General features: G+C 40.9%; 14 protein-coding genes. 5 read left to right on the top strand and 9 right to left on the bottom strand.

All coding sequences use genetic code 11. From position 1 onward, the window contains the following. Positions 1-77: 77 nt before the first annotated feature. Together AAH582_RS22210 and AAH582_RS22205 are read right to left on the bottom strand one after the other, a co-directional pair. A complete protein-coding gene (locus tag AAH582_RS22210; RefSeq protein WP_343320654.1) occupies positions 78-1,700 on the bottom strand; it encodes a RagB/SusD family nutrient uptake outer membrane protein in 1,623 nt (540 codons plus the stop codon). A gap of 13 nt (positions 1,701-1,713) precedes the next feature. Further along, positions 1,714-4,743 (bottom strand): SusC/RagA family TonB-linked outer membrane protein, encoded by a 3,030-nt coding sequence (locus AAH582_RS22205; RefSeq protein ID WP_343320653.1) that lies wholly within the window; start codon positions 4,741-4,743, stop codon positions 1,714-1,716. Between the two features lie 523 nt (positions 4,744-5,266). On the opposite strand from AAH582_RS22205, the gene AAH582_RS22200 reads away from it, so the two are divergent. After that, complete coding sequence (locus tag AAH582_RS22200; RefSeq protein ID WP_046672804.1) at positions 5,267-5,746, top strand: cation:proton antiporter regulatory subunit; 480 nt, start codon at positions 5,267-5,269, stop codon at positions 5,744-5,746. A 3-nt stretch (positions 5,747-5,749) separates the two neighbouring features. Further along, the gene (locus tag AAH582_RS22195; protein ID WP_343320652.1) at positions 5,750-7,015 is read left to right on the top strand and encodes a cation:proton antiporter; all 1,266 of its coding nucleotides are present in this window, start codon (positions 5,750-5,752) and stop codon (positions 7,013-7,015) included. A 10-nt stretch (positions 7,016-7,025) separates the two neighbouring features. Here the strand turns inward: AAH582_RS22195 and AAH582_RS22190 are convergent, their stop codons facing one another. From AAH582_RS22190 to AAH582_RS22180, 3 genes are all read right to left on the bottom strand, one after another. Then, the gene (locus tag AAH582_RS22190; RefSeq protein WP_343320651.1) at positions 7,026-8,522 is read right to left on the bottom strand and encodes a TlpA family protein disulfide reductase; all 1,497 of its coding nucleotides are present in this window, start codon (positions 8,520-8,522) and stop codon (positions 7,026-7,028) included. Between the two features lie 197 nt (positions 8,523-8,719). After that, entirely contained in the window at positions 8,720-9,049 is a 330-nt protein-coding gene (locus tag AAH582_RS22185; protein ID WP_046672802.1) for a metal-sulfur cluster assembly factor, read from the bottom strand. Beyond that, the gene (locus AAH582_RS22180) at positions 9,046-10,215 is read right to left on the bottom strand and encodes a glycosyltransferase family 4 protein (protein ID WP_343320650.1); all 1,170 of its coding nucleotides are present in this window, start codon (positions 10,213-10,215) and stop codon (positions 9,046-9,048) included. Before AAH582_RS22180 ends, AAH582_RS22185 begins: the two co-directional genes overlap by 4 nt. A gap of 111 nt (positions 10,216-10,326) precedes the next feature. Here AAH582_RS22180 and AAH582_RS22175 point away from each other — a divergent pair, with 111 nt between their 5' ends. From AAH582_RS22175 to AAH582_RS22165, 3 genes are all read left to right on the top strand, one after another. Next, complete coding sequence (locus AAH582_RS22175) at positions 10,327-11,295, top strand: polyprenyl synthetase family protein (protein WP_343320649.1); 969 nt, start codon at positions 10,327-10,329, stop codon at positions 11,293-11,295. 84 nt (positions 11,296-11,379) lie between these two features. Continuing rightward, complete coding sequence (locus AAH582_RS22170) at positions 11,380-12,156, top strand: amidohydrolase (protein WP_046672799.1); 777 nt, start codon at positions 11,380-11,382, stop codon at positions 12,154-12,156. Between the two features lie 266 nt (positions 12,157-12,422). Next, a complete protein-coding gene (locus AAH582_RS22165; protein ID WP_046672798.1) occupies positions 12,423-12,866 on the top strand; it encodes a MarR family winged helix-turn-helix transcriptional regulator in 444 nt (147 codons plus the stop codon). Between the two features lie 101 nt (positions 12,867-12,967). Here the strand turns inward: AAH582_RS22165 and AAH582_RS22160 are convergent, their stop codons facing one another. From AAH582_RS22160 to AAH582_RS22145, 4 genes are all read right to left on the bottom strand, one after another. Next, positions 12,968-14,524 (bottom strand): FMN-binding glutamate synthase family protein, encoded by a 1,557-nt coding sequence (locus AAH582_RS22160; protein WP_046672797.1) that lies wholly within the window; start codon positions 14,522-14,524, stop codon positions 12,968-12,970. 186 nt (positions 14,525-14,710) lie between these two features. Next, a complete protein-coding gene (locus tag AAH582_RS22155; RefSeq protein WP_343320648.1) occupies positions 14,711-15,472 on the bottom strand; it encodes a Rossmann-like and DUF2520 domain-containing protein in 762 nt (253 codons plus the stop codon). Continuing rightward, positions 15,472-17,931, bottom strand: a complete 2,460-nt coding sequence (locus AAH582_RS22150; RefSeq protein WP_343320647.1) for a heme lyase CcmF/NrfE family subunit — start codon at positions 17,929-17,931, stop codon at positions 15,472-15,474. Before AAH582_RS22150 ends, AAH582_RS22155 begins: the two co-directional genes overlap by 1 nt. A 19-nt stretch (positions 17,932-17,950) precedes the next feature. Further along, a complete protein-coding gene (locus AAH582_RS22145; protein WP_046672794.1) occupies positions 17,951-18,358 on the bottom strand; it encodes a cytochrome c maturation protein CcmE in 408 nt (135 codons plus the stop codon). Positions 18,359-18,525: the final 167 nt, after the last annotated feature.

Below are 18,525 nucleotides of genomic sequence, written 5' to 3'. Positions count from 1 at the left end.
TGATTTTTAATGGAATTTGTGCTAAAATAAAGAAAAAACCTCCATGGCCTTTGGGCTCATGAAGGTTTTTGGAAGGTTTAGTATCCCGGATTTTGTGGGAAGGCTGCACCAGTGTTACTGTCGATAACTTCTTGTGGAATAGGCCAAAGAATAAATTCTTTTTTCACCACATTTTTCGATTGTGTGTTTAACGTTTGCACGCGGCGTAAAAAGACATCCTCACCGAAACGGGCAAGAGTCATGCGACGCATTTCCTCACCAATAAGCTCGCGGGCACGTTCGTCTAGAATCAAATCCGCATTGATCGCTGCGGCATCGATTAATGACGCTTTTGCACGGGCACGCACAGCATTGATGGCGTCTTTCGCTTGTGCCGGTTTATTCGCACGCCAGTATGCTTCAGCCAATAGCAAATAAGTTTCGGCCAAACGTACTTTCACACGGTCCTTCATATTTCCTTCAAATGCAGGGTCAACAGCTGTCTTTCCGTAGAAAAATTTGGTTGTTGTCGGGAATACGTTGCCTGATTCTTTGATCGCGTCGGTAAGTACGATCTTCTTACCATAAAGTTCAGGTACGGAAGGATCGTTATAATACCAATCGCGTTTGATATTGAAAGAAGAATTTCTGACATCCTGTTTTTCATAACTATCCAGCCACCATTGATAAGGGCGTACGTGCCCAAGACCTCTTCCTCCAAGTGAGTCGGCCAAGGCAAATCCTTTTTGTTGCGAATAGAAAGGTACCCAGGCACGTTTACTCCAATCGGTGTAACGGTCACCACCGCCTTGCGTATTGTATTCTAGTTGGATGGCCCAAATTGTTTCTTGGTTACCAGAACCACGATTTTGATTGTTTTCGATAAACATATCGTGGAAATAATCGCCGGCTTTATCTTTCTCGGCACCAAAACGCTGGTCATTTAATTTAAAGAAACCACTTTGGATCACTTTGTTGGCAGCTTCAGCTGCTAAATCTGGCTGTCCAGCTTCGATATATGCCTCTGCAAGGTAGTGTAAGGCAGCCCATTTTGTCAATTTCCCCTCCTGAATGGTTCCTGGATTGTCAGGTAGATTTTCGCTCGCGTATTTAAGGTCTTCAATCATGTGCGTCAAGATTTCAGCTTTCGGTGTACGGGTGAAATCACGACGGGGTGTTTCGGATACCTTGTCCACCCAAGGCACATCGCCGTATAAGTTGACTAAGTAGCGATAGCTATAGGCGCGGAAGAAACGGGCCGTTGCTTCTACACGTTTTGGATCGTTATCCTTGTCTGTCCAGCTGATGCCATCCTTTTTTAAAGCCTCGAGGATGGTATTGGTATTACCGATAAATCCGTAGGCATATTTCCAGTAATTGCGTACATAAGACGAAGCCGGATTTAGCGTATAGTTGCTAAAGGGAGCCAATGTAGCGTCTGTACCTGTAGTTTTGATGGCAACGATATCCGTTCCGACCTGTAGCGCTTCCTGCGGGGTTGCTCCTTGGGAAAAGATACTACCGTTCCAGGTCAGGAATTCCATGCGGGCATAAGAGTATAAACCATTTAGTCCAGTTTCGAAGCCTTTCGTGTTAATATAGGTATTATCAGGTGATTGAAAGCTACTGGTGTCTTCATTTAAGAAGCTCTTGCTGCAGCCTGTGAAAAGTAAGCTTAGGCCAGCGAGCATTGTATATAAAGTTGTATTTCTTTTCTTCATGATCTTGATGTGTTTAGAATTGGACATTTACTCCCAATGAGAATGTTCTTGCAACAGGATAAGGACTAGCAATATTTGTCGTTGTTGGATTACCTGTGGTCGAACTCACGCTCAATGCCTCTACGTTGTAACCTTTGATTTTGGAGAATGTATAGAGGTTACGTGCGTTGATAAAAGCTTTAATGGAAGAGAGATTCAATCTTTTTAGAAAATCGCCGTCAAAGGTATAGCCCAAGCTAAAGTCTCTAATTCGCCAATAGGATGAATTGATATAATAAGTATGGTTATTTACTGGCGTATATCCAGGCGATGGAATATCTGTATTGGTGCGCTCTGGCGTCCAGTAAGGCATGTCGGCAAGGTAATTGGCACCGTTGTTAGGTAAGAAACGTTCGATGTTTTTGAAATCATCTATTTTCGTTCCGCCAAAGGCTCCATTCAAAAAGAGCGACAGGGAGACATTCTTGTAGGTGAAATCATTGCCAATACCAAGTGTATAAGGCGATATCTTGTTCCCCATCATCGTACGGTCACTGGCGTCGATTTTACCGTCATTGTTGAGATCTGCTAACTTGGCATCGCCAGGTTTCGCTTTAGGTTGGTATGAATTTGCGATGTCTTCGCCCTCTTGCCAAACACCAATAACTTTATAGTCGTAGAAAATACGGATAGGCTTTCCAATTAACCAGGCATTGGTCAAATCATCTTTTCCATCAGCGCGCAGTTTGGTGATTTTATTGTTGTTATAGGCAAAGGTCGTATTGACGTTCCATTGGAAATTGTCGTTTTTGACCGGTATGGCATTCAAGGTAACTTCGATCCCTTTGTTTGAGGTTTCACCGATATTGGTCAAAATAGTGTTATAACCGTTCATGACAGGAACCTGTTCACTTAATAAAAGATCCGATGTCTTAGAGGAGTAGTAGTCGACCGTTCCTGAAATTCTATTTTTGAGAATACCAAAATCCAAACCAAGGTTTAATGAAGCTGTCGTTTCCCACGTTAGATTGCTTCCACGGCCATTGAAATTCATCACAAGTCCTTTGACTGGGTCAAGGCCATAGATGTAATCGACGTTGGTCAGGCGGTCATAAGTTTGATAAGGCGATACGGCCTGATTTCCGTTTTTACCATAAGAAACACGAAGTTTTAGCAAGTCGAAATAGTCCTGCACATTTCCTTCTTTAGAAACAACCCAAGCTCCTGCAACGGATGGGAAGAAGGCATATCGGTTATTGATCGAGAATGCGCTATAACCGTCAGAACGGCCTGTTAAGGTCAATAGGTAGCGATCCTTAAAAGCGTAGTTGATTCTTCCCATGTAGGAAATCATCGCAGTATTTTGCAGGTTGGATTCGATTTTTAGATTTTTGGACGCAGAAGCCATGTTGTTATATCCGGCATCTGATACAAAATCGTCTCCATTCATTCTTGAAGTTTTTAAATTTGTTTTCTGCGAAGAATAAAGACCCACGACATTGATCTTGTGGTCGCCAAAGGTACGGTCATAGGTCAAGAGATTTTCCCAGGTCCAATCCCAGAAATGCTCATTGTAAATTGATCCGGTACCATTCACGCCACGTCCTGTAACCGTATTTGAACCGTAATAGGAGTTTTCATTAATATTTCGGTAGTTGGTTCCGAATGTGGTTTTGAAACTTAATCCTTCAATAGGGAGTTTCACATCAAGCCAAGTATTCGCATAGACTGTTCTTCTGGTCTGATCCCATTGGCCTTTTTCGTCTGCAAAAGGATGTGCCCATAGTGTTTGTGCATACATCGGGTACGTTACAGCAGTACCATCGGCATCGCGGTTTTTACTGTAAGGGGAAAGTTTTACAACACTCTCGAGGTTGGGCTGTACGCCGTCGCGGTTCCCTTGAGAAGCCTGCATGGTCATTCCTAGCTTTAACCAGGAGCTTAAACTTTGATTGAGGTTCAGATTGACATTGTATCTTTCGTATGGCGTATTTTTTACAACGCCATCTTGATTTAGGTAGCTCACAGATGCATAATAATCGGATTTATCCGTTCCGCCCGAAAAACTGAGTTGATGTTCCTGAACAGGAGCGCCGCTATTGAATACTTCATCCTGCCAATTGACTTCTTCCCCTTTTTTGTATTGTTCCAATACGTTGGCAAAAAGATAATTCTCTGGGTTAAGCTGATCGCCGGTTTTTCCTTTCGAAGCCTGGTAATCACGCATAAATTGGATGTATTGTGGGCCGTTCATCAATTTAAGACGACGTTCTACACTTTGTACCCCAAAATAACCGTTATAATTGATGCGTGCTTTTCCTGCCGCACCCTTTTTTGAGGTGATGAGGATAACGCCATTTGCGGCTCTTGAACCATAGATTGCAGTGGATGAGGCATCTTTCAATACCGAGATACTGGCAATTGTATTGGAAGAGATATCACCCAAGGAACCACTAAAAGGAATTCCATCCAAGATAATGAGGGGAGCATTTGATGCGGATATCGAGTTCTCACCGCGGATATTGATCGAAGCTGTTTCACCAGGTTTGGCTGAACCGGAATTGATCGCCAGACCAGAAATCTTACCTTGAAGTTTATCGACAACATTCGGTGAATTTATTCGTTCTAGGGATTTTGCTTCCACTGTAGCGATACTTCCTGTCAAATCGCTCTTTTTCTGTTTACCATACCCTACGACCACAACTTCATCCAAAACATCCTCGGATTTTGTCAAGGTTATTTGTGCTGCTTGTGCTGCGGGAACTTCTTTCGCCGTAAATCCGATCGAGTTAAATGTTAGGATGGCAATTTTTGAACTGACGTTCAGTGAGAAGATACCGTCTTGATTGGTTGTCGTTGCTGCCGCTTTACCTTTTTCAGAAACGGTAACACCGCTTATTGGTTTCCCCGTTTCATCGACGACCTTTCCGGAGATGACCTGCTGAAAGGGTGAAAGACTGGTTATTGCAACTAAATTACGTGGGTTCGCTACCCCGTAAATAGGTGCTGCTAATGACAAGATTGATAATGGTGTCAGAAGGATGAGATGACTCTTTTTGACCATAGGTGTGTAATTTAGATTCAGTAAGTGTTTAATGCGGCAATTATAAAGAAATAAAACTTTGGCAATTCTATGGCTTCTTGGAACAAACGATTGCATGAACTACGAAAACGTTATAGAAATGGGGCTTTGTAATGAAAATTGGAGCTAATTAAAGCTAATTTGTGCTGCTAAGAATTCCCATCGTTAATAACATGTGTACTTCGGGCGCTTCTATTGTTGTTCAGCTGTGTCATCACGAAGCCATACGTCGAAAAAAGGGATGAAATCGGTTAAAAGAGTCGTTTTTCTGCTCTTTTTTTAGTATTTTGGGGTAATTTGCTCTTTGTGGCCCATCCCGTTAGCTACCTGCGGATTCGTTTAAGATTGATTTTTTGGGTAAATTTGTGTTTTAGTAGCTAAGGGTTGATGCTGTTTTTTCTGAAAGTCTTTGTTTTTGTAGTAAGAACCTTCAGCTTTGCTTTCGTAATTGTTGGATACAACGTTATGAAGCTTATATTATTAGTATTTATTTAAATAGAAGATTATGTCTATTGTAAGAGAGTCCGATCTGATTGGAATTGGAAAAAAATTTCAAATTGAAACCGATGCGGGAGACAATATGGTTGTTGTTATCCATGACGATGGCAGACGGGAACTTTATCGCTATGATGACGAGGAACATGAGTCACGCTGTGTCATGACACTCAATGACGATGAATCTCGGCAGATTGCAGGTATCATCGGTGGCTTGTCCTACAAGCCTAAAGCGTTGGAGACAATTGAAGTTGCTTTGGACGATTTACGCATTGAATGGTACAAAGTGGAAGGCAAAAATGAGGGTGCTGGTAAGACAATTGGAGAGCTGGAAGTTCGTCAACGTACAGGTGCATCGATTATTGCTGGGATACGGGATGATGATACGGTTATCAATCCGGGACCGTCTTATTTGATTAGCCCAGGTACCACACTTGTCATTGCTGGAAAGAAGAATAATATTAAACTTTTGAAGGAAATTTTACTGTAATTTATGCTATCACATACCTTAATTCTGGAAATTGGAATCGCTGTAGGACTTGTTGCCATTGTTGGCCTCATCGCCAATAAGCTTAAGTTTTCTGTTATTCCATTTTTCATTATTATAGGAATGGTTTTGGGACAGCACGCTCCGCAGGTTGGTCTGGTGGATTTAACATTTACAGAGAGTAAACCTTTTATCGATTTCATGGGACGGTTGGGCGTATTGTTCCTGTTGTTCTACCTTGGTCTTGAGTTTTCGGTCAATCGACTGATTAAATCCGGTAAAGCAATTGTCACAGGCGGAACAATTTACGTCTTATTGAACTTTACCTCAGGGTTGTTGATTGGTTGGTTGATGGATATGCCATTTAAGGAGATGATGGTGTTATGTGGTATCATGACGAGTTCATCCACGGCGATTGTTGCAAAGGTTCTTACAGATCTTAAACGCACGGCCAACCCGGAGACGGAGGTCATTATGGGGATGATTATGTTCGATGACCTGTTTATAGCGATGCATATTTCTTTCCTTTCGGGCCTGATACTGACAGGAAGTAGCTCATTTTGGACGGTAGCTGGAACTTCCTTACTGGCTTTGGGATTTATATTGGCCTTTTTGGTTTTAGGCAGAAAATTGGTGCCCGCGATCGATCGCTTATTGAAGGAGAAAACTTCTGAATTATTTATATTGATCATCTTTGCCTTACTTTTTATTGTGGCAGGTTTCTCCGAGACCATCCATGTTGCGGAGGCTATCGGGGCATTGATGGCCGGCTTGGTGTTGGCGGATTCGCAATACATCAAAAAGATTGAATCGATGGTACTGCCCTATAAGGACTTTTTTGGGGCCATGTTTTTCTTTAGTTTCGGATTGTCTATTGACATTATGTCCCTTGGAGGAGCTGTCTTTTGGGCTTCGATTGCAGCGCTGGTGACGGTGATGGGGAATCTTGCTTCGGGCTATTTTGCTGCTAAATTTTCGGGTATGAAACCTAAAACTTCCTTTGATATTGGTTTCACCTTGTCTGCGCGGGGAGAATTTTCCATTATCATGGCAAATATTGGTAAAGCAGGGGCTTTATTACCCGTTATTCAATCCTTTGTGGTCGTATATGTGCTCATTCTTTCCATTGTATCCCCACTATTGACCAAAGAGTCACGTAAGCTTTGGAAATTACTTTTCGGTGCGGATGCCAATAGCGCCAAGCCTTTGAAAAAGTTGAGTGATTTGGAAAATAATAGTAGTGCTGTTCAAAAAATAGAGCAAGATTTTTAGATCAAGTTCATCAGTGGTATGACATGGCTTCTTCCAGCTGTTTGATCAACAGCTCTCTTTCCATTGGATAACCTGCTTTCGAAAGTTCATATGTCCCATCCTTTTTAATAATAAAATAAGTCGGGAAGCTATCACTACCTGTTTTGTTCATTGCGTCTTCTGAAAGCTCCCGGCTTGCTAAAACATGACTTCCTTCCATACTATAATAGCGGATGAGTTTTTTCCAATTGAGTTGATTTTTTAAGTCAAAGTTTGAGATATAAAGGAATTGCAGATCCTTATTTTTAAAGTGTGTTTTCAATGCATGTGCATTTTTCTCAATTTCTTGATGACAGGGGCTACACCAAGTTCCCCACATATCAACCAAAACAGTTCTTCCTTTGAATAGGTTGATTACATCATCCAGCTTTTTCAATCGGCCACTGCTATCTAAAAAGACCATTTTTTCATTCAACGGTCGCTTCTCGTTTATTCGTGCTTCAGTGATCATTGGTTCGTAAAGAGAACGGTATAAACTGGTCGGATATTTAGCCTTAAAACGGTCGAAGATGACTGTAGCATTGGTTTTTTTTGACCTGCTCATCATTTGTAAGAGGTAAGCATATAGATATTCGTTGATTTGACCTGTAAATTCCTTATTGATGATCTTTTCCTGCAATAAGTTCTCCGGATCACCGGAGTATGCTTGTGCTCTTTGGTTTGAAGGAAATTCCGAATAATAGGTCGAAAGGAAATCGCTTGACTGAGCAGTAGCCCAAAGTTCTTCTTTCCTTTTTAAAAGATAATTTCCGATCAGCATTTTATATATTGGACTGATCAATGCTTCGGCATTATTCAAGGGGTATACAGCCAGTAGACTATCCCTTTTCTGTTTCCAGATTGCCGTCAATTTTTCACTATCATCTCGTGATTCTAAATAAAACTTATGGTTACCGTAAAAATTGAGAAACAATTCTGCAGGAGCATAAGCCAGATTGTATTGTAGAACTTTTTCGAAGGTTGCCGTTGGTTTGTTTTGCGTAATATATCTCTTGGTTTCCTGGCTTAAGCTATCCATATTTTTTTGTATCGCCACAAGTAACCTATCTGGAAGCGAATCCTCCCGAAGTTCCTCAAAATAAATGTTGTCGGGGAAATTGAACGGCTGATTGTTCTCACTACCTTTACCTGTTATTGTAATCTGATCTTTACCGTCTTTTGAATCTACCCGAACATGAATATGATCTCCGGGGGAAATGTACAATGGTTGACTCCAATTGGAATTACTGACACCCGTCACATAGAGTTTGGTGATGTGGGGAATCGTAAAAGTCTTATTAAACCGATTATTGATGAGTTTATAAGTTGATGACCCATCGGATGCGATTGTATTGACCCCAATAGCATCCAGCTGTATGGTGTTCTCTTGTGGAGAGGAAACATCTATGGTGAGCGTTGCTTCCTGTGTAGGAGATTGATTGATAAATACAAGGAATAGTCCAAAGGAGAGAAGCAGCGGTTTTTTCATATATTGGTTATTTCATCTAAATATATGAAAAATTAAACTTCAAAACCTATTTAAGTAGCGCTAAAAAAGGCCCAAATTGGAGACAATTGGACCTTTTTTAGTTATGCGTGTTTTAAACTGTCCTCCACATTTAATGCTTATGTGAAATCACAGGTTGTATTTTTTGATAAAGAATTTTGAGTTGCATTCGGATTTCGTTATAAAAAACCTAACTCCAGTTTTGCTTCTTCCGACATCATGTCTTTAGTCCAGGGTGGATCAAATGTCAATTCGACCAATGCTTCTTTGACACCTGCTACGGCAGCAACTTTTTCTTGAACTTCATTCATGATTTCGCCTGCCACGGGGCAACCAGGAGCAGTCAGCGTCATTACAATCTTTGCAATACCCTCTTCCTTCGTAATGATTTCATATACAAGCCCCAAATCCACAATATTTGCGGGTTTCAGTTCAGGATCATAAATTGTTTCCAGTACAGCTTGGATTTGTGGCGCTAGACCCAGTTTATCTAATACAATGATACTCATTTATTCCGTTTTTTATCGTGAATAGCGTCCTGATAGATCGCTAATAATTTCGCTTCATTTATTTCAGGAGTAAAATTACTAAAATAGTAAGCAATACAGGTCTTTCTTATCTCATCTTTTTCATTTGTTGTTTTTGTGCTCCACTCCGTCAAACATTGGATGATAGCGTTTTTGTTGTGGGGATCGAACGTTTGTCCTGTTTTGCCAGGGATAATCAGTTCGGGGAGCGGGCCTAAATTGGAGCAAAGCACAGCTGTTCCGACTGAATAGGCTTCAAGAATCGTAATCGGCATTCCTTCAAAACAAATCGATGGTACAATTAAAGCCTGTGCTTTGGCTATCAAGGGAAGTATTTCTGATCTCTTTTTAAAACCGAGGTAGGAAATATTCGCCTGGTCTTTAATGCTTCTCAAAACCTCATTTTCGAGCGGACCGCCGCCAATAATTGCCAGTTGAAAATCTGTGCCGATGAAAGCATCGATCAGCTGTAGTATCCCCTTTTCATCTGAAAGACGGCCGACATATACAAAGTGAGCCTGCGGACCCTCTGGTGCTATTGTCGTAGGAAAGACAAAGTTCGGTTTTATCGCGAATTGAGCAGACGGAAGGTGTAATGTCGATTCAACGAATATGTTCTTTGCAAAGGAGCTTAAATTGATGTAGCGATTTACTTTTGCCCAAGTTCCAATTTTGCGGTGAAACCAGTAATTCAGTGCGAGAAGAAATGTTTTTACTATCGAGTTGTTAAATGCTTTTTGTCGCACGGCTGTCCACGGAAACTCCTCTTGGAGTGAGTCCAGAAAGAGACGGTTGTGGTGGTACAGCGTCGCCGAAGGGCATAGTAAACGAAAGTTATGCAAGGTCATGACCTGGGGGATGCCAAGTTTGGCAATCGTACGCACGATAATTGGACCTGCTGCATAATGGGTGTTGTGAACGTGAACGATGTCAGGTTTAAATGTCCGAATTATTTTTTTGACACGTTGAGCAGCATAAATATTCCAAAAAGATCCGATGGTCTGTAGAGCACCCTGCCAGCCCTTTTTATTTTGAAAGGTAAGCGTTTGGACTTCATGTCCTTGCGCGAGGAGGGAAGATTCCTGCTGAAACACAGTGTCTTCACCACCAGGATCTTGATAAAATGTATGGATAATCAGTATGCGCATAATAAAAGACTTATACAAATGTACAATTTTGAGGTGACTTCCTTTAAGGGGACAAAATTGCCATTTCTATATGATTATTGCTATATTCGCAAGATTCGATCGTAAAGATATATGCAACATTTACAACAACTCGTGATAGAGGCGATAGAGACAAGTCAATTTCCTGAAACACCATCAAATTTATATGATCCGATACGGTATATATTGACTTTGGGCGGAAAGAGGGTTCGACCTGTGCTGACATTGATGGCTGCCGAATTATTCGGCATGCAAGAGATGGATGAAATTATCCCTGCTGCCAAAGCAGTGGAGTTTTTTCATAACTTTTCACTGATCCACGATGATCTGATGGATAAGGCTCCTTTAAGAAGAGGTAAAACGACGGTTCACGAAAAGTGGGATGCTAATATTGCCATATTGTCGGGAGACGGCTTGTTGGTCAAAGCGTATGAGGAAATTTCAAAGTGTAATCCTATTTACTTGCCTGCAACTTTGAAAATTTTGAGTAAAGTGGCTATGGAGGTATGTGAAGGCCAGCAATTAGATATGGATTATGAGAGCCGGGATTCGCTGACAATGCCTGAATATCTTGAGATGATCCGTCTTAAAACTTCGGTGTTATTGGGCGGAGCATTACAGTTGGGGGCTATTCTGTCGGGAGCAGATGAACAGCAACAGCAGCTGATCTACGATTTTGGAGAGAACGTAGGCTTAGCATTTCAATTACAGGACGATATCTTGGATGCATATGGAGATCCAGATACCTTTGGAAAGATTGTTGGTGGTGATATCATGATCAATAAAAAAACTTTTTTATTGGTGAAGTTGATGGCGGTAATTTCGGAGGATGATAAGACGGTTTTACAAGCCCTATTAAATGCCACGATAGAGACTGCTCCATCAAAAGTAGCGGATATGCTTGCCTTATACGACAAGTATGCGATTAAAACTGCGGCCGACGAGTTGAAAGATAGCTATACGCAACGGGCATTTGAAAAAATGGAAGCATTGAATGTACCAAATGATCGCAAAGAAGCGTTATTAGTGTTAGCAAATAACCTTTTGGTAAGACAGCAATAAGTATAAATTCTATTAAAATTCGTATCTTGCCATTAAATGTTTTTTTTGTAAGAAAATAATTAAATAAATTTTTAGATTACGTTCATGGAGCCTTTAAAAATCACCGTATTTCAAGCATATTTATTCTGGGAAAATATTGAGAAGAATCTAAATAATCTGGCCTTGAGACTTTCCTCATTGCGTGAGAAAACGGATGTTATTATTCTCCCCGAAATGTTTAATACAGGCTTCACGAATAATGTCGAGAAATGTGCAGAACCTGCAAATGGACCTACGACAAGATGGCTATTTGAAATGGCAAGCTCACTTAACTGTGTTGTTGCCGGTTCTTTGATTATCGAAGAAGGTGGGAAATACTATAATCGCTTTGTATGGATGTTTCCAGACGGTAAATATGTAAAATATGATAAACGTCATCTTTTCGGATTATCCAAAGAAAGCGAGTACTTTGAGCCAGGAAATGAACGTATCCTGGTCGATATCAAAGGATGGAAAATCTGCCCGATGATCTGTTATGACCTGAGATTCCCAGTCTGGTCTAAAAATCAAAACGGAGCATATGATATTTTAGTGTATACCGCCAGCTGGCCAGACAAGCGCTCAGCACATTGGAGAGCCCTTATTCCGGCACGTGCAATAGAAAACCAAGCTTATGTTGTTGGGGTAAACCGTGTTGGGCACGACGGTAATGATATTTACTATTCTGGCGGTTCTATGTGTATATCGCCCCTTGGTGACGTGGTATATTATAAACCGGAAGATGAGGACTTGTATACCTTTACCTTAAATCCGAACGACCTGTTGGAAGCACGTGAGAAATTTCCTTTCTTAAAAGATTCCGATTCTTTTACTATCGGATAACATCCTCTAAATTAGGTACAATTGCAAGCATTTATTTTGTTTGTATCCTTTTTATTTATTAAATTCAGTCTAGTATAAATCAAATTGTTATGATTTATCAACATCTGCTTATGATATGTTGATAAAATTTTGTTTGAGACAGCTATATTAAAGCGTAATTTAGGCTAACTATTAGCCAAAATACGTTTAGCTTTTTCTCAAATTGAATGAAAGACGACGTTTTATTATTAAAATAAGTTGCGTAAACAACCATAACCATTATTCATATGTTAGACCAAGATTTAGTATCACAAGAGTATTTTTATAATTTCTTAACAGGGAAATACTCAATTGCAGTTATGCGGAGATTACAACGTAATCTCAAGGAGGCAGGGTTAAACATTACTTCTGAACAATGGAGTATCATGTATAACCTGTGGGTAGAAGAGGGGCTTACCCAGCAGGAGCTTGCTGTGCGCACATTTCGAGATAAACCCAGTGTTACTCGATTAATTAATAACCTAGAACGGGTAAATCTGGTTATCCGTGTTAATGATAAAAACGACAGACGGTCCAATCTGATCTATTTAACAAAAATCGGGCGGAAGATGAAGGATGAAGGAATGAAGCAGGCAAAAAATACAATTGAACAGGCCTTAGGGGGATTGGCCGACGATCAAATTACTTTATCAAATACGATTCTGCACCGCGTATTGTTTAATTTGAAATAAAGATAATTAGTGGGTTTTATTCTGTAAGGGAACTATCAAGGTATAAAAAAGGCCCCCTATGTTGAATACATGGGGGACCTTTTTTTATGAATTGCTAGCGATTAATCTTCGAAAAGTTTGCTTTCGAAATCGGTGTGGCTATTGACCAATTTGCCTTCAGTACCGAAATAGATTTCCTGAAAACTTAGTGTCCGGATAGCATCGACCTTACGATAGAATTTGTCTGCCGATACATCCGAAAGAGTTTTGAAACCACAAGCTTCCATAATTTCGACTGTAGCACGTAATGTGTTGCGGTGGAATTGCGCGACGCGTACATATTTATCGTTTACATCGAGTCCTTTGTATAAATGCGGCTGTTGTGTGGCGACCCCAACTGGACAGACGTCTTCATTACATTTAAGTGCTTGAATACACCCTAAAGCGAACATCATACCGCGAGCACTATAACATGCGTCTGCACCTAAGGCAATGACTTTCAAGATATCGAAACCTGTTACAATACGGCTTGATACAATTACTTTAATGTGCTTTTTTAAACCAAAAGCAATTAAGGTTTTCGTTACAAATGCCAATGCATCGTATAGTGGCATCCCTAGGTTATCTGTAAACTCCAGTGGAGCAGCTCCTGTACCACCTTCAGATCCATCCACGGAGATGAAATCAGGGAAGATCTGCGTGTTTTGCATAGCATGACAGATGTCGATAAACTCATGTTTATCGCCGATACAAATTTTGAAGCCAATAGGCTTTCCACCGGATAGCTCGCGCAGCTGTTGTATGAAGTGCATCATTTCAGTAGGTGAGGAGAAAGCACTATGTGCTGGTGGCGACATTACGTCTGTTCCAGGAATGACGTGACGGATAGCAGCGACTTCTGGGGTGTTTTTTGCCGCCGGAAGTATACCGCCATGACCAGGTTTAGCGCCTTGCGAGAGTTTCAATTCGACCATCTTCACGTTTTCACGGTTGGATTTTTCTCTGAAAAGTTCGGGGTCAAATTTTCCCTCCTTATTACGGCATCCAAAATAACCTGTACCGACCTGCCAGATTAAATCACCTCCATTGTTGTGGTAATCGCTGATCCCCCCTTCGCCGGTATTGTGTGCAAAGTTTTGAAGGGCAGCACCTTTATTTAGCGCCGTTATAGCTGTTTTACTCAAGGCACCATAACTCATAGCCGAGATGTTGAACACACTTAAGCTATAGGGTTTCTTACAGGCTGCATTTCCTACGGTGGTACGCAGATCGTGGTTTTCGATATGGCAAGGGAAAACAGAGTGCGCAGCCCATTCGTTCCCGACAGCCTGTGGATCTGTCTGCATACCAAATGCTACAGTTTCACGCTGGTTTTTTGCACGTTGGTATACGATCGAACGTTGTCTTCTGTTAAAAGGACGTCCATCCATATCTGATTCCCAAAAATATTGTCTCAACTCAGGACGAATAGATTCGAAGATATAACGGAAATATCCAACTAAAGGATAATTGCGTAGAATGGCATGTTTGGTCTGGAAACTATGATATAACGCGATCAATAGCAAGGGAAATGGGATGATAAGCAGCCAAAACCAGCTTGATGTAAATATAAATCCAAATGATACAATGATTAAATTAATCACAATCATTATTGAAAGAATGAGTTTTCTAACTTCCATAGAAAATACGATTGTTTAGTTTTAATTCGCTATTTTAATGTTTAGCCCAACTGATTATTTTATTACTCAATTAGCATTCCAAAATGCGCTTTTGGACGAAGCAAATGTACTAAAGTTCCTGAAGTAAATGGATATATTTACCCCCTGTAGGTAAGTTTTGATAAGTTTATAACCGTTTCTAACAAACTATTTTCTTTTAGTAATCTCCTGCGACAAAAGTTGATAGATTTGCTGTAAATCTGGTTTATTGCTAATAAATTGCAAATGTTTTTGCATTGTTGTGCTGTCCTGTCGGATCGCCGGACCTGTCTGAACTGTTATTGGAATATGATTTTGCACCTTTTCTGCCGTCTCCAGGATAATTGGTTTGATTAAATCAAAGGATAAGTTGTTTTCTTCCAATAACTCATAAGCCATCTGATAGAGGATATTGGAGAAATTATTGACCATGACCGAGGCCAGGTGAATGGCTAAGCGTTGCGGTGAGTTACAATAGATACTTTGCGGTGCAAATGTCTGTGCAAGCTGAAGTAGCGCGGCACTATTTTCATCTGTGTTACCTTCAATGCAAAGTGGAACCGTCGAGAAATCCACTGCTTTATTTTTGGATAACGATTGTGGTGGATAGATTACGCCTGCGTTTTTAAATCCAGCCAGGGCAGCAAGATCGGTTGCTCCTGAACAGTGGACAACAATGCCTGTTAAATCCTTTGGTAATGCTTCCACCAGCGGCAAAATGGCTTGATCCGAAACAGCAACAAGGTAGAGATCGGCATGGAGGTCGAGTTCAGACAGTAGGTCAGTTGCCGTGCAATGAAGCGCAAAAGCCAATGCGTCTGCATTGGCTTTTGTTTTACTGTAGATCTGAACGATATGCTGTCCTGTTTTTTGAAACTGTTGTCCAAAATGCGTCGCGGCATTACCGCTTCCTAAGATCACAATGTTCATTATTTAAGTGCTTTTCGTTTCTCCTCTTTATTTCTTCTCACAATGGACATGATAAAACCGATGGTCATGACAATTGTTCCACACCAGAAAAAGTTGATGTATGGGAATTTAATGGCTTTAAATACCACCCATTTCTTTTCTGGAAGTGGCTTCTGATAAACCATGATTTCCAGTTTATCCTTGTCAGGTTTAATTCCCGTAAATCTGAATTTGAGTCCTTGCTCGGCAACATCCTTGTTGAAGTCGTAAACACCACCGTCTTTAATTAAGTAAATCGGCTGTACCTCATACTGTTTGTTGTCGGCCGAAAATACTTTTATTTTCAATCCAACCATGACATCACTGGGCCCCTTTGGAATTTTCTCCAGGTGGGCCTCTTTGTTTAAGCCTTCAATGACGTAATATCCATTGCGGTAGCGTAAGGTATCGCCAATATTTACCTGATATGTTGCCGGCTCCTCGTAGTCCTCGAAACCAGTTTTATCTTCAGCAGGAACTTTGGCGTGTGTTGCTTGACTTTCAGCTGCGGCAGCTGTAATCAGTGTATATACATCATGCGTAACATAATGTTTGGTCGCTGGAGTACCTATCAAACCACCCATTTTCGCGTTGTTTTGTGCAAAAGGTTGCAGCACAAAATGCTCCTTCACTTTGCCTGTTTCTTCGTCGATCCGCTCGTATTTTATTTTATAGAACGTATTTGGAGCAACAATACTATCGCCGATATAGGTAATTTTGTATTCACCCATTTGTACAGGTTCACCCTCGGTCAGGAATAAGTTGTCGCCAGGCTTTTCTACTTTGTCGAATCCCGATACAGCGATGTAACCCGTGTTGTTGACAGAGATGACTTCGTTGGTTGCCGCGGCCACCATGGCACCGATAAGTAATAAACCAAAACCGATATGGGCTACCGAAGAGCCAGCCAGTTTCCATTTACCTTTGACAGCGTCACCCAATACGCGGATATTTGCCAGAATACAGAAAATACTTGCGAAGGTTATCAAAATGTAGATCAGGTTGGTATACGTCTTCGTAAAATAGACGACAGCAGCCGTTAGGATTAAAGACACAACCAACGATGCTACAGTGGAAGCCAAAAACTTGCGGCTATCAGTACGTTTGTATTTTAAGAATTGCGTAAATCCGGTTAAGATCATCACGATGACGGCAAAACCCGATTGCCATTTGTTATAATGTTGGATCGGATCCAAAGGTGGAGCTACCTTGGTGCCAAAGATCTTGTTGAACACTGGAATTGATGTTGAAGCAATGATCTGTGCACAGGCAACAGTCAATACCAAGGCGCCAATAAACATCCAGAATTCTCTTGAATAGATATCCTCATCCTTTTCTGTGATGGGCATCTCTTTCTTTTTGACGGTAAGAAAGACCACCATGATAACCAAAAAGACAACATTGAATAAGATCAATTGTCCGCTCATGCCCAGGTCGGTAAAGGAGTGTACCGAAGTCTCTCCGAGGACGCCACTACGTGTCAGGTAAGATGCGTAGATCACAAGCACAAAGCTGATCATCGCCAAAAAAGTAGCGGTGAAGTAGGAGTGGCCTGAATTCTTGTAAGCAATCATGACGTGAACAGCGGCAATCAAGGTAAACCAAGGAATAATAGATGCATTTTCTACCGGATCCCATGCCCAGAATCCACCGAAGTTAAGTGCTTCGTAAGCCCAGAATGAGCCCATAATAATACCTGCGCCTAAAATCATCACGGCAAATAAAGCCCAAGGAAGTGCTGCATTGATCCATTCTTTGTAACGTTTGGTCCAAAGAGCACCTGTTGCATAAGCAAAAGGAACAATCATCGACGCAAAGCCAAGGAATAGTGTCGGTGGGTGAATAACCATCCAGTAATTTTGAAGTAAAGGGTTCAAACCATTACCGTCGGTGATAAGTGAAAGATAATTTGCTTCTCTAAAGATTGGAATATCCATTGCTTCACGCAATAGGATAAAAGGCGAGCTACCGATCCGCAGGCCGAAGATTTCCACACCAATAATCATGGATGCTAAAAATGCTTGACATAACATGACGAAAGTCATGACAGACGATTCCCAGCTTTTTGCTTTGAAGAGCAAAACAGCGCCTAATACCGTTTGCCAGAACATCCAGAGCCAAAAACTACCCTCCTGACCTTCCCAAAAACTGGAGATGATGTAGTAGGTAGGGAGTGTCTTGGACGAGTGCGCCCAAGCATAATTATATTCAAAAAGATGATTGTATATAATATAAAATAAAGTTGCACCAATCGCTACGACGGAGACCGCATTAACCCAAAAGGCAATACGAGCAATTTTTTTCCATGAATGCTCTTCAGGGTATTTTGTTGCAAAAAAGTAACTGATACAAGATAGAAGTGCAGCACCAAAAGAAAGTACAATGAAAAATTGTCCAATCTGCCCTGGCAGCAGGTGCTCACCAACGTAATTAACGTCCATTGAAAATTGATTTTACGAATTAATTATTGAAAGCAGTAGCATTGATCTCGGTGACGACCGATTTATCGTTATATTTTGACGGACATTTCATCAATATCTTACTCGCCCTAAACACATTCCCGTCCATTTTTCCTGTCAATACAATCTGCTCTGAACGTTCAATATCTTGAGGTTTGGCCCCTCTAAAAATCACTTCACATTCTGTACCATCGTTGTCGCGCATGAAAAACGAAAATTTGTTGGCGTCAGTCTTGGGATCATAATGAAGTGCTTTGTCTTTATTCAATTGACCTACCACATATAGTTCGGTTTTCTTTTCTTTAGCTTCGGTAAATGTCGAATACGTACTTGAATCGGTATAGATAACAAGTATCATGGCAATTGCGACAGCAATGATAGCGATTAGAATAATTGAACTTTTTTTCATTTGTATTTACTTATTTATAAGTGTCCGACCTCATCGTATCAATGAGCTCGTTTCACTCGGTTTGTTTTTTACCAGTTAATGGCTGTTCCGATCTGTCCGATATCTTTCTGTTTTTTTCGAAAGATTATTACCCAAACCTGACAACGTTATGCGCGCTAAAATCCCAA

Origin of the sequence: Sphingobacterium multivorum, from assembly GCF_039511225.1 — a bacterium.
GTDB lineage: Bacteria > Bacteroidota > Bacteroidia > Sphingobacteriales > Sphingobacteriaceae > Sphingobacterium.
Note: the sequence above shows the minus strand (reverse complement) of the source record. Positions and strands in the feature narration are given on the sequence as shown.

Coding starts and splice junctions, on each gene's coding strand:
- AAH582_RS22210 (WP_343320654.1), bottom strand. CDS start 1,700: ATGAAGAAAAGAAATACAACTTTATATACAATGCTCGCTGGCCTAAGC.
- AAH582_RS22205 (WP_343320653.1), bottom strand. CDS start 4,743: ATGGTCAAAAAGAGTCATCTCATCCTTCTGACACCATTATCAATCTTG.
- AAH582_RS22200 (WP_046672804.1), top strand. CDS start 5,267: ATGTCTATTGTAAGAGAGTCCGATCTGATTGGAATTGGAAAAAAATTT.
- AAH582_RS22195 (WP_343320652.1), top strand. CDS start 5,750: ATGCTATCACATACCTTAATTCTGGAAATTGGAATCGCTGTAGGACTT.
- AAH582_RS22190 (WP_343320651.1), bottom strand. CDS start 8,522: ATGAAAAAACCGCTGCTTCTCTCCTTTGGACTATTCCTTGTATTTATC.
- AAH582_RS22185 (WP_046672802.1), bottom strand. CDS start 9,049: ATGAGTATCATTGTATTAGATAAACTGGGTCTAGCGCCACAAATCCAA.
- AAH582_RS22180 (WP_343320650.1), bottom strand. CDS start 10,215: ATGCGCATACTGATTATCCATACATTTTATCAAGATCCTGGTGGTGAA.
- AAH582_RS22175 (WP_343320649.1), top strand. CDS start 10,327: ATGCAACATTTACAACAACTCGTGATAGAGGCGATAGAGACAAGTCAA.
- AAH582_RS22170 (WP_046672799.1), top strand. CDS start 11,380: ATGGAGCCTTTAAAAATCACCGTATTTCAAGCATATTTATTCTGGGAA.
- AAH582_RS22165 (WP_046672798.1), top strand. CDS start 12,423: ATGTTAGACCAAGATTTAGTATCACAAGAGTATTTTTATAATTTCTTA.
- AAH582_RS22160 (WP_046672797.1), bottom strand. CDS start 14,524: ATGGAAGTTAGAAAACTCATTCTTTCAATAATGATTGTGATTAATTTA.
- AAH582_RS22155 (WP_343320648.1), bottom strand. CDS start 15,472: ATGAACATTGTGATCTTAGGAAGCGGTAATGCCGCGACGCATTTTGGA.
- AAH582_RS22150 (WP_343320647.1), bottom strand. CDS start 17,931: ATGGACGTTAATTACGTTGGTGAGCACCTGCTGCCAGGGCAGATTGGA.
- AAH582_RS22145 (WP_046672794.1), bottom strand. CDS start 18,358: ATGAAAAAAAGTTCAATTATTCTAATCGCTATCATTGCTGTCGCAATT.